The organism is Ruminiclostridium sufflavum DSM 19573 (assembly GCF_003208175.1).
GTDB lineage: Bacteria > Bacillota > Clostridia > Acetivibrionales > DSM-1351 > Ruminiclostridium > Ruminiclostridium sufflavum.
The window spans coordinates 44,389-58,917 of record NZ_QKMR01000008.1 but is presented as its reverse complement, the minus strand read 5'-3'; the positions used below and the strand labels follow the sequence as shown (position 1 = coordinate 58,917).

At 40.5% G+C, this 14,529-nt stretch carries 15 protein-coding genes; all 15 read left to right on the top strand.

Going from position 1 to position 14,529, the window contains the following annotated elements:
- Window positions 1-90 precede the first annotated feature (90 nt).
- The 15 genes from LY28_RS08290 to LY28_RS08225 all read left to right on the top strand — a co-directional run bounded on the left by LY28_RS08290 (window position 91) and on the right by LY28_RS08225 (window position 14,516).
- On the top strand, window positions 91-1,011 hold the full coding sequence (locus tag LY28_RS08290; RefSeq protein ID WP_110461713.1) for a dihydrodipicolinate synthase family protein: 921 nt from the start codon (window positions 91-93) through the stop codon (window positions 1,009-1,011).
- A gap of 33 nt (window positions 1,012-1,044) precedes the next feature.
- Complete coding sequence (locus LY28_RS08285) at window positions 1,045-1,932, top strand: carbohydrate ABC transporter permease (RefSeq protein ID WP_110461712.1); 888 nt, start codon at window positions 1,045-1,047, stop codon at window positions 1,930-1,932.
- Between the two features lie 23 nt (window positions 1,933-1,955).
- Window positions 1,956-2,810, top strand: a complete 855-nt coding sequence (locus LY28_RS08280; RefSeq protein WP_110461711.1) for a carbohydrate ABC transporter permease — start codon at window positions 1,956-1,958, stop codon at window positions 2,808-2,810.
- A 104-nt stretch (window positions 2,811-2,914) separates the two neighbouring features.
- The gene (locus LY28_RS08275) at window positions 2,915-4,228 is read left to right on the top strand and encodes an ABC transporter substrate-binding protein (protein WP_110461710.1); all 1,314 of its coding nucleotides are present in this window, start codon (window positions 2,915-2,917) and stop codon (window positions 4,226-4,228) included.
- A gap of 85 nt (window positions 4,229-4,313) precedes the next feature.
- The gene (locus LY28_RS08270; RefSeq protein WP_110461795.1) at window positions 4,314-5,825 is read left to right on the top strand and encodes an FAD-dependent oxidoreductase; all 1,512 of its coding nucleotides are present in this window, start codon (window positions 4,314-4,316) and stop codon (window positions 5,823-5,825) included.
- 11 nt (window positions 5,826-5,836) lie between these two features.
- Window positions 5,837-5,959: a hypothetical protein gene (locus tag LY28_RS19675; protein ID WP_278303105.1), complete on the top strand. Its 123-nt coding sequence runs from the start codon at window positions 5,837-5,839 to the stop codon at window positions 5,957-5,959.
- A gap of 1 nt (window position 5,960) precedes the next feature.
- Window positions 5,961-6,575: a KpsF/GutQ family sugar-phosphate isomerase gene (locus LY28_RS08265; protein ID WP_110461709.1), complete on the top strand. Its 615-nt coding sequence runs from the start codon at window positions 5,961-5,963 to the stop codon at window positions 6,573-6,575.
- A 23-nt stretch (window positions 6,576-6,598) separates the two neighbouring features.
- Window positions 6,599-7,018 carry an RbsD/FucU family protein gene (locus LY28_RS08260; RefSeq protein ID WP_110461708.1) on the top strand — a complete coding sequence of 140 codons (420 nt, stop codon included), beginning with the start codon at window positions 6,599-6,601 and terminating at the stop codon, window positions 7,016-7,018.
- Window positions 7,019-7,605: 587 nt separating this feature from the next.
- Window positions 7,606-8,889, top strand: coding sequence for an aspartate aminotransferase family protein (locus tag LY28_RS08255; protein ID WP_110461707.1), 1,284 nt, complete (start codon window positions 7,606-7,608; stop codon window positions 8,887-8,889).
- Window positions 8,870-9,931, top strand: coding sequence for a zinc-dependent alcohol dehydrogenase (locus LY28_RS08250; protein ID WP_110461706.1), 1,062 nt, complete (start codon window positions 8,870-8,872; stop codon window positions 9,929-9,931). The genes LY28_RS08255 and LY28_RS08250 overlap by 20 nt, the downstream gene beginning before the upstream one ends.
- Entirely contained in the window at window positions 9,928-10,587 is a 660-nt protein-coding gene (locus LY28_RS08245) for an HAD family hydrolase (protein WP_110461705.1), read from the top strand. Before LY28_RS08250 ends, LY28_RS08245 begins: the two co-directional genes overlap by 4 nt.
- 59 nt (window positions 10,588-10,646) lie before the next feature.
- Window positions 10,647-11,807 (top strand): glycosyltransferase family 2 protein, encoded by a 1,161-nt coding sequence (locus LY28_RS08240; protein WP_110461704.1) that lies wholly within the window; start codon window positions 10,647-10,649, stop codon window positions 11,805-11,807.
- A gap of 1 nt (window position 11,808) precedes the next feature.
- Window positions 11,809-12,381: a DUF1349 domain-containing protein gene (locus LY28_RS08235; protein WP_110461703.1), complete on the top strand. Its 573-nt coding sequence runs from the start codon at window positions 11,809-11,811 to the stop codon at window positions 12,379-12,381.
- Between the two features lie 98 nt (window positions 12,382-12,479).
- Window positions 12,480-13,439, top strand: coding sequence for a DUF362 domain-containing protein (locus LY28_RS08230; RefSeq protein ID WP_110461702.1), 960 nt, complete (start codon window positions 12,480-12,482; stop codon window positions 13,437-13,439).
- A 174-nt stretch (window positions 13,440-13,613) separates the two neighbouring features.
- A complete protein-coding gene (locus tag LY28_RS08225) occupies window positions 13,614-14,516 on the top strand; it encodes a glycosyltransferase (RefSeq protein ID WP_165835526.1) in 903 nt (300 codons plus the stop codon).
- Window positions 14,517-14,529 lie beyond the last annotated feature (13 nt).

Genomic DNA, 14,529 nt, shown 5'->3' with positions numbered 1-14,529 from the left:
GTTTAATTAACGCAAGTGGCAAGAACCAAGTTCTATATTATAGAACTGATAATATGCTAGAGCAAATAATCTTGAAATGGAGTGAAAAAGGTGAATAATAATTTCCCTGGTGGAGTTTGGCCGGTAATGCTGACTCCTTATAATGAAAAGCAGGAGATAGACTTTAATGCACTGAAGGAGCTGGTAGATTGGTATATTAAGGAGGGAGTATCCGGACTTTTTGCAGTTTGCCAGTCAAGTGAGATGTTTAATCTCAGTCTTGAGGAGAGGATCGAGCTTTCGAGAAGTGTTGTGAAGGCAGCAGCCGGAAGAGTTCCGGTAATAGCTTCCGGACATATATCTGATTCCTTTGAGGATCAGGTGGCAGAAATTAATGAAATTTCTAAAACGGGTATTGATGCAATGATTTTAATAACCAACCGTCTTGCCCGAGAGGATGAAAGTGATGAGATTTGGCTGGATAATTGTAAAAAGCTGCTGAAAGAATTAAAAACAGATATACCATTAGGTTTCTATGAATGCCCTTATCCATATAAAAGGCTTCTTTCCATTGAAAACATAAAATGGTGTGCTGAAACTGGAAGGTTTTTCTTCCTTAAGGATACCTGCTGTGATGCAGAAGAAATCCGGCAGAAATTAGAAGCAATAAAAGGAAGCAGCCTGAAGCTGTATAATGCTAACAGTTCAACACTGCTGGAATCTCTAAGGGATGGTGCGACAGGATACAGCGGGGTTATGGCCAACTTTCATCCTTCCTTATATGCTTGGCTTTGTAAAAATTATGAAAAGGTAAAGGCAGAGGATTTGTCGGATATGCTTGCAATTACATCCTTGATTGAACGCCAGTATTATCCTGTGAATGCCAAATATTACCTGAAAACATTTGAAAATATACCTATATCGACTTTCAGCAGGGTTAAAGAAGCTTCGGGCCTTTCGGAAACATTTAAAAAAGAAATAGCTGCACTGAATAAAATATCGCAAAAATTGATAAAACAATATTTAGATTAGATAATAGCTAATGGCAGGAGGAAGGTATCTATAATGAATGGGGTAATTAAATTAAACAAGAAACGAAATGAAGAAAAGATATTATCAGTTATTTTCTTGGCACCGGCAATTATTTTGATATTGTGCATGACTGTATTGCCTATAATATATGCTGTTAATACAAGTCTGCATGCCACAGAGTATGCACAGATAAAGGAGTTTATAGGCTTAAAGTATTACAGGGAGATTCTGGGATCAGTCAAAGGCTGGAGTGCGATATTCAATTCTATTTCTTATGTTTTAATGTCTTTGCTTCTGGTTATTCCGATAGGAACAATATGCGCTGTATTGCTGAATCAAAAAATAGCAGGACGTACTTTTATCAGGACGCTGGTTATTATTCCCTGGGTTTTGTCTCAGACAGTTACAGCTCTGCTGTGGAAGTGGCTGCTTAACAGTAATTATGGACCTGTAAGTTATATATATTACTCTCTTACGGGTCAAAAGATTGATTTCTTCAATACACCCTTGGCAGCAAAGTTTACTGTTGTTTTAGCAAATGTTTGGAATTCATTTCCGATTGTATTAATCCTTATCCTTGCGGCCTTACAGTCCATATCAGCGGATGTGTATGAAGCTGCACAGGTAGACGGCGCAACAAGGCTTCAGACATTTTTCAAAATAACGCTGCCGTTATTGAAGCCCATAATACTGACGACTGTTGTGCTTCAGAGCATGGAATACTTTAATATGGTAACTCTGGTTTATACATTGACATCAGGAGGACCGTTCAATGCTACCCAGACAATGAGTGTGCTGGCTTTTAAAGAAGGATTTGAATACTGGCATCTGGGGTACGGCTCTGCGAGCAGTATTATTATACTTGTCCTCAATATGTTATTCAGTATATTTTATATGAAAACACTTAGAAAAAAAGACTAGTCTAAGAAAGAAGGTAACAGATAATGGCAGGAAGTTATGCTACGGGAAAGAAAAAATTCAGTATTTATATTTTATTGACGTATCTGGTATTGATTTTGTTTATTTTAGTTACAATAACTCCTATTATTTGGGGACTTATAACGTCACTTAAGGGAACAGGAGAGATTAACAGATTTCCGCCTACAATTTTTCCTGAGAAGCTAGATTTATCTAATTTTTACAAGGTAATCTTTTTATCTAATTTTACAACATACTTTAAAAACAGCTGTCTGGTAACTTTTTTATGTATCTTGGCTTCCACTATTATAGCCGGACATGCTGCATATGCAATTTCACGCTTTAACATTAAGTTTAAGGAACAGATGATGTTCGGAATATTGATGACAAGCATGGTCCCTGCTGTAGCCCTGCTTATACCGCTTTATATTATGGGTGTAAAGGCAGGAATATATAATACCGGTTTTATGCTGGTGCTGGTATATACTTCATGGAGAACCCCAATGCTGACATGGATACTGAAAGGCTTCTTTGATTCGGTTCCAATAGCTATTGAGGAGGCTGCGATGATTGACGGCTGCACAAGGCTTCGGACTTTTTATACAATAGTAATTCCTATGTCTCAGCCCGGAATTGTATCAAGTGCATTGCTGACAGCGGTGTATGTATGGAATGATTTTTTGGTATCATTTACCTTTGTAACAAAGGAAGAGCTCAGAACTGTATCGGTAGGACTTTATTCTTATATAACACAATATGGGGTTCAGTGGGGAGAGTTACTTTCTGCGGTTATGATTACAATTATTCCTATAATTATTTTATTTGTCCTCCTGCAAAGAAAGTTTGTGGATGGAATGGCTGCCGGAGCAGTAAAAGGTTAATAATGAATTAGAACGTATGCTTTAATTATAATTTGAAGTAAAAGGTTAATATTAAATTAGAGCTTATGCTTTAATAATAATTTAAAGGACAAAGGAGATTAAAAATGAAAAGATTTGTTATTGCAATGATCTCATTAGCACTTGTCTTTAGTATGACAGCTTGCGGTAATACAGCAAGTACTGAAGAAAGCGGCGGAACAAGTGCAAATAAAACATCATCAGGTTCTGACGTAAAAGGATCGGATTTGACCTTGTGGATTTTTTTGAATCCCGAATCAAAGGATGATCCGAGAAATATTGTATTAAAGGATATTGTTGACAGCTACAATGCTAATAATACAATGGGCAGCAAGGTAAAGGTTGAAAGCATCCATTACAGTAAGTTTGAAGCGCAGGCTATACAGGCGGCGGCAGCCGGTACAGGTCCGGATATTGTCAATGTATACACAGATATGCTGAAACAGCATATTGCAGGCGGAACTATTCAGCCAATGACAAAGTATGCCGAGGAATTTATTCCTACAATTGAAGGATACACATATACTGCCGACAGCTTGAAGATTAATAATGAAATCTATACTCTTCCGTGGGAGAGCAGAACATTTGTATTCTGGTACAGAAGCGACATTTTTAAGGATGTACCAAAGTCACTTGGTGAATTGTCTTCACTGGCAGGTGCTCAGTCGACTGCTTTGGCCCAGGGTTTTGTTATAGGATTGTCAGATGGTTCGAATAGCGCAAGCTTTATGGAATCATTTATTCCCTTCATACGTTCAGCAGGAGGAGCAATTTTTGATGACTCGGGAAAAGCAGTGTTCAATAGCGATGAAGGCGTTCAGGTTCTAAACTATATGAAGAGCCTTATTGATTCAAAGGCAATGGATAAAACTACTTTAAGCTTGGGTGTTGATGAAGTGGTTGATGCCTTCAAGGCAGGAACAATATTGTCCTGCAATGCAGGTACTCAAAGAGCAGCTACTATAAGAGGCTCTGAATTAAATGACAAAATCAAATCTGCTCCAATGCTAGGCTTTAAGGATAATGAGCCAAGCCCGGCAGTGGTTGCAGGTCAAAGCTTAGGTATAGGTAAATTCTGTAAGAATACAGATGCGGCATTTGATTTTATCAAGACCTTCTATACAAAAGATAATCAGGTTAAATGGCTGAAGGCAAATGTTCTTCCGGCTGTAAAATCAGCCTATGATGATGCTGAAATAAAGGCTATGTCTAACTATGAAGAGCTGGTTTCATGGAATGAATACGCTAGCAAGGGAAAGGTTGAATTTTACCCTGCCGATTATTCGGAATTGTCCGTCAAGCTGGTTCAGGCAGCGCAGAATGTATTATTTAACGGCAAGGATGCAAAAACCGAGTTAGACACTGTTGCAAATTGGTACAACGATAAGAATCAAAAATAATGTAACTAAGAATGCACTTGCACATAATCGGTGTAAGTGCATTCTGCAAGAATAACAGAGGAAAGTGAGGAATACAGGTGTGAATATGAAGTTTAAGGATAAATATGATGTAATTGTGGTCGGAGGCGGACCGGCCGGAATTATGGCTGCTTTGGCTGCTGCCGCAGTTGGAGCTGATACATTGGTTATTGAACGGAATGGATTTTTGGGAGGTGCTGCCACCAACTCAGTACTGGGACCGATTTCACCATTTCACTTTGGTGATGAGCAGGTAATAAACGGAATACCTCAGGAATTCATGGAGCAGCTTATTAAGGAGCATGGAAGCACAGGGCACCTAAAGGCGCTTGATCCATATGGAAGCGGGGCTTATCTTGGCTTTTATGACAGGGAAAAGTATAAATATGTTGCAGAGGAAATGCTGTTAAAAGCCGGAGTTGATATATTTTTTCATGCTTTTATCAGCGAGGTGCACAAGACCGGAAATAAAATTACAGGGTTGACAGCAATAACAAAAGCAGGCTCCAGAAGGTTTACGGCAAAAATTGTAGTTGATGCAAGCGGTGATGGCGATACGGCAGTCATGGCAGGGGCAGAGTACACATACGGCAATTCGGAAACAGGAAAGGCCCAGCCTGGTTCGTCAATGTTTGAAATGGCCAATGTGGATACTGATAAGGTGTATGACTATATTTATAATAATCCTGAGGATTTTGAGTGGAAATCTGATTTAGTGCCTGTTAGAGAGTACAGCGACAGACTAAAGCAGCACTATTTTGTGGCTCAAGGGTTTAAAAAGCTTGTAAAGAAGGCTGTTGAGGCCGGAGAGCTATGCTTTGGAAGAGACAGCGTTATTGTGTTAAACGGTATTCACCCCGGCAGTATTCATTTTAATGCAACTCGTGTAATTGGATATAACTCGGCAGATCCTGCAGAAAAGTCTGCAAGTGAAATTGACGGCAGAAGACAAATTGAATCCGTATCGGAATTCATGGTCAAATATGTTCCGGGCTTTGAAAACGCATATGTCAGTGTAACCAGCAACGAGGTCGGAGTTCGTGAAACAAGACACATAAAGGGACTATATACATTGACGGCTGAGGATGCAGGACAGGGAAGAAAGTTTGAAGATGTAGTTTCAAGAGGATATTTTCCTATGGATATTCATAATCCTGATGGGGCAACCGGATATACCGAAGGCAAAAGCGGCGGAAGCTGGGTAGATTTAAAGGACACTTATGATATCCCCATAAGATGCTTGATTCCTGAGAAATTAGACGGAATGGTATTAAGCGGGCGCTGTATTTCAGGAACAAGTGAAGCTCACGGCTCATACCGTACTCAAGGCGGTATTATGGGAATTGGTCAGGCCTCCGGTGTTGTGGCAGGGCTGTGTGCAATTAAGGGAATTGAACCGAGAAACATTAATGTAAAGGAAGTACAAAAGAAATTAGTTGAGCTGGGGGCTTCTGTTTGGCGTGATGATGCTAAAAAAGCCAGGGAAGAAGCACATGCAAAAGAGTGTGTTAAGCAATATATGAGCAAAAGAGACAAGGCGATAACAAAAAAAGACATTCTGGATTCTTATTTTAAATAGCAGAGACAGGTTTGAATAAGAAAGCTGATGAGGTACCAAAGACATTGATGTCTGAGAGCCTTATAATAAATTTAATATACAGCACGGCAAAGATTCCAAATGAATGGGCTGGCTTGAAAGAACGTGGAGGCTGATATGGATAATTCACTTGATAACATATTAAATAATTTTGTAAATATTTCTTTAAATGAAATAGAAGCTTTAAAGAATGAAATAAATTTTGAAGTATATGAAAAAGCCGCGGAACTAATAATAGCTGCAGAAGATATTGGCAACAGAGTGCATATAACAGGAATAGGAAAGCCTGGACACGTTGCCGGATATATAGCCTCGCTGATGTCATCAACAGGCACTCCCACTTATGAGCTTCATGGTACTGAAGCGGTTCATGGCTCGTCAGGACAAGTTAAAGCAGGTGATGTTGTAATAGCGATTTCAAATAGCGGCGAGACCTCTGAATTAAAGGCTACAGTTGCAACCTTAAAGGAAAACGGAGCAAAAGTAATCGCCGTAACCGGAAAGAAGGAGTCCTGGCTTGCCAAAGAAGCAGATATATTCCTTTATGCGGGAGTTAAAAATGAAGGAGACCCGTTAAACAGGGCTCCGCGAGCATCAATATTGGCAGAGGTTTTCGTCCTTCAGATTCTAAGTCTGCTGCTGCAATGCAAAAAAAATATTACACCGCAGCAATATGTTAAATGGCATCCGGGAGGAGCGCTCGGGCAATTAAGGACAAATGAAGTAAAATAGACTGATAACCATAGGAGTAAATTATGCTGAAAACTGCTTGTATAAATCCGGAATTAACGGGATTCCTTGCTGCATGCGGGCATGGCGACAAGATACTGATTGCCGATGGCAATTATCCCCTTGAATCCAATACATGTGATACTACACATAAAATATATCTGGGGCTTACACATGGCATTCCTGCTGTAACACAGGTTTTGAAAGTAATTAGCGATACCGTTGCAATTGAAGCTGCTGAGGTTATGCTTCCCGAATCAGGAAAGGAACCTGAAGTTTTTAGTGAATTCAGGAAGCTTCTTCCCAACGGCCTGAGCCTTGGGAATTTATCCAGATATGAATTCTATGAAGCTTGCAGCCAGAGTAATATCAAGATTGCCATAGCTACGGGCGAACAAAGAACATTTGCAAATATTCTGTTAACCATCGGTGTAGTAGGACTCTAGAGCTTAAGGAATACAGGAGCTGCAGAAATATAACGTAACACAACACATAATGGCTTTTGCGGAAAACAATTCTGCAAAAGCCATTTTAGCGTGTTTTTCAGCACTCAGGATAATAATGGGCTATATATAATGCTTTCTGTAAACGACACGAATAGACTTCCCTTTTGACATAAGTAATCAGTTTCCCTGCGCAATCCATAGGCTTTCTGCCTTATAGTTCATGGAAGTACTGATACATATGAGAATATCAATTTTACCATAACTAATTAACTTTATCTCACATTTAAAAGTAAAAATTAAAATGGTGAGATAAAGATATCTTTGTATATATAATTAAGTCATATCAGATACTGAATGCTTTACCAAGGTCAATTACGGTTGAAAGCTTCGCGCGATAAAATATCAAAAGAATACTCAAGGTGTTTTTTTAGAAAAATATTAGTTTAAAGCCGTTAGTATGTATCTGATAGGAAATTAAAAAGTGTGCACTGAGTGCAGCTGGTGGCATTATATATTAATGAGCAATTGATAAAAATAACAATGTATTACGCTGTATTATTCAAAGCGTGTGTTAGGAGGGTTGATATATGTTGAAAAAAAGCAGCAATCTGCAAAAAAATTTAATTGATGTTGTTGATATGTCTTTGAAAAGGTATGTTGGGGAAGGTATCCACCTTTATATTGATAAGAAGGAATATATTGATTGCGCATCCGGTACATTTAACCTTGCATTGGGTTATTCGGCAGGAGAGATAACTCAGGCACTGCATAAACAGCTGGATTCATGCTGCCATCTTGCATCGGAATATACAAAGGAAAAGTCACGGGTCATTTTTGAAATGTTAAGGGAATACCTTCCGGAGCACATTAATGCATTCTGGTTCAGAGACATCATAGGTTCAACTGCAAATGAATGTGCAATTCAAATTGCTCAAAAGGCTACGGGAAAGAGAGAAATTATATCGGTTTTCTTATCCCATCATGGTCAAAGTATTGTAAGCACAGGAGTCTCCGGGAATGCTTTCCGTCAGAGCTATATCAATACTCCTTTTACAGGAGCTCTTAAAATACCTGCATCTGATTGCGAAAACTGTTTCTACGGCCAGAATAAAAACCGCTGCGGAATACTCTGTGCAAGAAGATTGGAGGATTTCATCGAATATGCCTCCTGCGGTCAGGTAGCAGCATTTATACTTGAACCCATTCTTGGAAACGGCGGAAACATTGTACCGCACCCTGAGTACTACAGGCTCATCAGAAAAATCTGTGACAAGCATAATATTTTAATTATCGCAGATGAGGTTCAAACAGGTTTTGGCAGAACAGGAGCATTTTTTGCAAGCAATGGAATTGCAAAAGCGTTGAAGCCGGATATTATTACTTTTGCAAAGGGTGCAGGCGGTATTGGAATTCCGGTGGCAGGAGTCTTGATGAGAAAGGAACTGGATATACTGAACTCCTGGGAGCATTCTACAACATCAGGTGCAAATCCATTGGCTCTCGTGGCTATGGAAGAAACTATAAAGTATATAAAGAAGCATAAGGTCCTGCAGAACGTAAAAAAACAATCTGTGATCTTAAAAAATGGTCTACTTGAGTTGACTAAGGAATTCCCATTCATAAGCAATGTGAAGGGAGAAGGCTTGATGCTTGCCTTTGATATGAAAAGCAGTACCGCAGCCACTGATTTTATAAGGATTGCCAAGGAAAACGGATTAATTATGCGAGGCAGCAGATATGGCCTCGGCAATACGGTAAAAGTCAGACCTCCTCTGATAATTTCGGAGGAAGAGATTGAAGAGATTCTTGAACGGTTGAAAGCAGCGTTAAAGCAATATGAGGAGGAAAATTATGAGAGCACTGAAGTATAAGGATACGTGGAATTTGTCCATAGAAGAAGTAAACGATCTTCATGCAGAAGCCCCTTATGATGTTATTGTCGCGGTTTCCTACTGCGGAATCTGCGGTACAGATGTGGGAATCGCATCGGGAGCATATCCGGCGGCGGTCAGTGGGGTTACTCTGGGACATGAAGCTACAGGAATTGTTGTTGAGATAGGAGAAAAGGTGAAAAATGTCAATGTCGGGGACAGAGTTGTAATAAACCCTACGCCCTACTGCGGTAAATGCAGAATGTGCCAGACTCTCAGGATAAATCACTGCCAGAACAAGTTCGGCACTGAGAGCGGAGTAAGCTATGATGGTACATATGCGGATTTGTATAAAACTACTCAGGATTTTGTATATGTTTTGCCTGAGAAGGTATCACTGAAGGCGGGAACACTTACCGAGCCTTTAAGCTGTATTCTGACTGGATTACGCAAGATACAGCCTGCAACCATGACCGCATATTCATATGTTTTCGGCGCAGGACCGATGGGACTTCTCTATATATGGGCTTTATCCCTCAAAGGTATCGTGCCTGTGCTTATTGAGAGCTCACCGTCCAGACTTGAGTTTGCAAAAACCTGTTTACCTCATGGTGTCAGAGTATATTCAAATCTTGAAGAAGCAAAATCTGATTTTTTCAAGGATGTGAAGGCTCCAATGGATCTGGTGGTTGACACTACCTCGGGACTGCTGGAGGAGCTGTACCCGGAGCTGGCTTGCGGCAGCATATATATGTCAATTGGACTGAAGCAGAAAAAGGTATCAATAGACACAATGCAGCTTGCCGACAAAAGCCTGACTATTATGGGTTCCATTGACTCAATGCATGGCTCCTTTATTGAAGCATTCCACCTGATTGTAAAAGGAGTGATTCCGGCAGAAAAGCTGGTGAGTCATATATACCCTCTTAATGAGTTCAAACAGGCATTTGCTGCAATCGGATGTGATTTAAGCCAGAAAAAAATGACAAAAACTTCAGAACCGAACTGTAAGGTGCTGATAGAAATGAGAGCCGGACAATGATAAAAGGAATTATATTTGATATTGACGGTATTCTTGTAGACAGTGAACCGCTGCATGCGGCTTCCATCGTTGAAGCCATGAGAATTGTTTCAGGAAAACCGATTGAATTCCAGCCTCAAAAGCTGATTGGGCTAAGTCTGGCTGAAACCTTGGACAGGGTGGGAATTCCAAAGGATTGTATATGTGAGCTCAAGAAAACAATGATGTACTATTATCTCGAGCATTTGAATAAAACCATGATTAGGTGTGGCATACAAAAGCTATGGCAGAAGCTTGTAAGACAAGATATTCCTTTCGGCTGTGTTTCCTCGTCAGAAATGAAAATCTGCAAGGCAAATATTGACCTGATAGAGCTTCCGTCTGTTAAGGAAATTCAGATTATATCCTGTGAATGTCTGCCTCAAACCAAGCCCCATCCTTTGCCGTATATAACAATGCTGGAACGTTTGGGGTTATCGGCGGATGAAGCGGTTGTACTGGAGGACTCGGATGTTGGGATAACTTCTGCAAAAGGGGCGGGTATTGAAAACATATATGCATGGCCGCATGGATTGTCAAAGGATCAGTCCTACAAGGATGCCGGGAAGGTTATACAAGACATAACGGAAGTGCCCTTTATAAGGGAAGTCCTTCTGGGAGACGGTAAGGTTAAATAAGGTGCTTAAAGCAGACTAATAAAGCAGAGAAGAATTGCAACGGAATTTTTGGGGGGGTTTTGATTAAAAAAATGAAAATAAGTGTCATTATGCCTTATAAAAAGAGACTTGAGAATATACGCATGGCATTTGAAGCTATGGCGGCTCAGACCATGGAAAAATCGGAATTTGAAATTATAGTGGGAGTAATGGAATACTGTGAAAAGTATATAGCAGTCTGCAGGCAATTCATTGATAGAATCAACATCTGCTCGATTCTGGTAAATGAGGAATGGAATGTGGCCGCGGCAAGAAATGCTGCACTGAGGCAGGCAGCGGGTGAAATACTGGTAATACTTGACGCTGATATGGTTGTTCCTGCAAATTTCTTGACTAACCTGTATGACAGACACTTTTCATTCCGGCAGAGACAGTGTGTGATAGGCCAAATGATTGATTACAGCAACAATACTGAAAATGTGGATTCAGTGGAAATTCTGCCTTTCTCCCATTATGAGAAGCTTCTTTCAGAGCTGGAAAGGGAACAGCCCTTTCAAAAGGACACAAGATGGCATGTAGAGCATAATATCCCATGGGCCTTTGCATGGACGGCTCTTATAGCCCTGCCGAGAACAATAGTGGAGCAAAGCAGTCTGCTTTTCGATGAGAATTTCAGGGGCTACGGTGTGGAAGATCTGGAATGGGCATACCGTATTAGTCTTTCAGGAGTGCCGCTGCTGTTAAAGCATGATGTATGGGGAATCCATCTTCCTCACGCCCGGAACGTAAACAGCAATCAATTGACGGAAGGCAGCAATTACCGTTATTTCCTTGGCAAATATCCGGGCTATGATGTGGAAATTGTCAGTAGGCTGGGAGATTTTCAGGGGAATATCAGCTATATGGAGTATAAAAAGGAAATTGAAGCTGTTGCCCATAATGCAAATAATCTGCTGTCGGTATTGAATGGCAAGGTTAAGGGAATAACTACCCTTGTTATAGGAGTTATTCAGGACAGAAACGGAAATTATTTAAGTGACAGCAGCTTACCTGCTGTGTTTGATATGGGGGAGGAAGTGATTTCCATGCCTCTGGCAGGTATCTCATTGCCGTTTGAGGATCAGAGCATGGAGGAATGCTTTATTCTTCCTGTAATAATGGGTTTCAGTGATAAATACAAGGACTTGATATTTCAGGAATGTCAGAGAGTATCCAAAAAAATTCAAGTTAAGGAGAAATAGCATGTTTAAAGACTTCCAGTGGCATTGCCCGCCCCTGAAATGGGAAATTACCGAAAGGGGTTTGACAGCTGAAACAGCTTATCAAAGCGACTTTTGGAGAAACACATATTATGGTTTCATTCGTGATAATGGCCACTTTTTTTATAAGGAAACCGAAGGTGACTTTACCATGCAGGTAACAATATCGGGGAATTTTGAAGCCCTTTATGATCAACTGGGACTTATGATACGCCTCGATGCAAATCATTGGGTGAAGGCCGGAATAGAATACACAGATGGTGAAGCCCATCTGAGCTCGGTTTTTACAAATGAATTTTCTGACTGGTCCGTGGTCAGATACCGCCATTATAACGGTGAACTGACAATTCGCCTGACACGCCATGAAGAGGCGATACGTATTCAATATCTGGATGAGGATAAAAAATGGCAGATGCTGCGGCTGGGCTATCTCCCAAAATCAAAAGGCTGTATGGCGGGAATAATGTGTTGCTCCCCTGAGAGAAAGGGTTTTAATGCAGTATTTAAAAATTTTTCAATAGATAAGCCCATTGACAGAAAGCTGCACTCAGAATGAGAGACTGAGGGGACAAGAGTTCCAATGGACGAAATAATACGTTGTGTTTATATTATGCCGCTGGTGCTAATTATTTAAGAAAGTGCAGGTGAAATAATCTGAAAAAAGTATATGTATCATCAATTAAGACCCATGATGATCTGAAAAGCTATATAAAGCAGTTTGAGCTGGGAGAAGAGGGTGTCATTATCAAACCAAACTGGACGACAGGCGATTATGGGTTTTATACTGATGCCAAGCTTCTGGATATGGTGCTGTCCTGTATAAAAGGGGAAAAATATATAATTGAAAGCTATATGTACGGAAGGTGTGACGGCAGTATAAAAATAAATTCAGAGAATGGAAGAGAACATTGGGATTATCTGAAGGAGCAGGATGCGGTGTATCTGAAAAAAACCGGTCTGGCGGAGGTGCTGCAAAAGCATGATGCCCAATACATCAATATTAGTGAAGAATATTGGTCGGGGCGCTGCGTGGAAACAGAAAAGATAAAAGCACTGGTAGAAAAAAAATTCTCTCCCTTATATCATCAGGAGTTTTATGGTTTTATCCCCCAAAGGCTGTTTGAAAAAAGGCATCTGCCAATGATCAGTCTGGCGAAAATCAAGTATAATGTTCCGAGGGTATCTAATTTTTCCACTCTTTCCATGAAAAATATGTTTGGACTTATTCCTCTGCCTAACCGGGAAAAATATCATGGGGCGGATTTTGAGAAGGGGCTGTCCCGGAGTATCGTAAATATACTTACGGTATATGCTGCTATATTTAAAATTATTGGAATAAATGAAGGGCTTTTTCAGATGTCCGTTACAAGGGAGCCCGGTAAAAATACCCGCAAAATGATATGGACAGAGTACGATGTTATTGAAAATCAGGGGATGATTTTAGGAGCAGAGGATCTTGTAACTCTTGACGGGGTAACAAATCATATGATTGGCCTTGACCCTGAAAGCAGGTCAATCCTGAAAATCGGAGAAGAGGTGTTCGGCAGATGGGAACGCAAGGAGAAGGAGCGTATTCCCGAAGCATTCAAACAGGTATTTGCGCAGTTTTTGTAGGAAGGCTTTCAGATTTCATCAATACTTGTGCCGAAAACTCAGCGTGGAGGGCAGCTTGAAAAGCTTGAAAACAAAGTTTGTACAAACATGGTGCATTTTCGAGCAATAAAAAGCTGGCGTACATCCGCGATGGTTTACCAAATTTTTGTGCCGGAACTCGGCGTGGGGGTTAACATGAATGAAATGCACACACAGGGAGATATGCAGCCGCTTGCAAGTATTATAATACCAACCTACAATCAAAGCAGGCTGCTTAAATATACTGTTGATTCTATTCTTAAACAATCAGTAGATACACGTTTATTACAGGTTATAGTTGTGGATGACGGGTCTTCGGATGATACGAGGGAAATGGTAAAAAATTATTTCAGCAAGCTGAATTTTAAATATTTTTATCAGGAGGATATGGGCTTCCGGGCTGCTAAGGCAAGGAATACAGGCATCCTTAATGCGGATGCCCCCTTATGTATTTTTGTGGACTCCTCGGTTATGCTCGGTACACATGCGGTTGAGGAGCATTTGAAAATATACCGTTGCAGCAGCAGGCCCAGTGCTGTTATAGGTTATGTTTACGGATTTGATGATTATAACAGAAATGAAAATAGCTTGCTGGAGCTTGTGGATGTTCAAAATGCGGACAGCTCCATTGAAAAGCTGAAGAAGCTCGGAATCTGTGACAACAGAGAGCCTCTGTATCTAAAGCACGGAGATAATCTTTCAAAGTGGCCCGCACCATGGGTGATATTCTGGACCTGCCATGTATCAGTACCAAGAGCTGCTTTAATCAAGGCTGGTCTGTTCGACGAATTTTATACTTCATGGGGAGGGGAGGACTCTGATTTGGCTCTGGCTTTGGAGAGGAACAACGTCAGGTTTGTAATGAGCAGAGCGGCTGAGAGTATTCATTACCCACATGCAAAAAATTCCGGCTTCTACGAAGCCTTCGACGAAGCATTTATGGAAAAGAAGCACAGGATGGATAAAAAATACAACACAGCAGCGACAAGGCTTTGGCTGACAACAGCATGCGAGGAATTAAATGAAAAATTAATAGAACTGGGACAAAAGGGACAGTGAAACGAAAGGAGCA

Excerpts from the sequence above, each read along its gene's own strand:
- LY28_RS08285 (WP_110461712.1), top strand. The coding sequence starts at position 1,045 with ATGAATGGGGTAATTAAATTAAACAAGAAACGAAATGAAGAAAAGATA.
- LY28_RS08280 (WP_110461711.1), top strand. The coding sequence starts at position 1,956 with ATGGCAGGAAGTTATGCTACGGGAAAGAAAAAATTCAGTATTTATATT.
- LY28_RS08275 (WP_110461710.1), top strand. The coding sequence starts at position 2,915 with ATGAAAAGATTTGTTATTGCAATGATCTCATTAGCACTTGTCTTTAGT.
- LY28_RS08270 (WP_110461795.1), top strand. The coding sequence starts at position 4,314 with ATGAAGTTTAAGGATAAATATGATGTAATTGTGGTCGGAGGCGGACCG.
- LY28_RS08265 (WP_110461709.1), top strand. The coding sequence starts at position 5,961 with ATGGATAATTCACTTGATAACATATTAAATAATTTTGTAAATATTTCT.
- LY28_RS08260 (WP_110461708.1), top strand. The coding sequence starts at position 6,599 with ATGCTGAAAACTGCTTGTATAAATCCGGAATTAACGGGATTCCTTGCT.
- LY28_RS08255 (WP_110461707.1), top strand. The coding sequence starts at position 7,606 with ATGTTGAAAAAAAGCAGCAATCTGCAAAAAAATTTAATTGATGTTGTT.
- LY28_RS08250 (WP_110461706.1), top strand. The coding sequence starts at position 8,870 with ATGAGAGCACTGAAGTATAAGGATACGTGGAATTTGTCCATAGAAGAA.
- LY28_RS08245 (WP_110461705.1), top strand. The coding sequence starts at position 9,928 with ATGATAAAAGGAATTATATTTGATATTGACGGTATTCTTGTAGACAGT.
- LY28_RS08235 (WP_110461703.1), top strand. The coding sequence starts at position 11,809 with ATGTTTAAAGACTTCCAGTGGCATTGCCCGCCCCTGAAATGGGAAATT.
- LY28_RS08225 (WP_165835526.1), top strand. The coding sequence starts at position 13,614 with ATGAATGAAATGCACACACAGGGAGATATGCAGCCGCTTGCAAGTATT.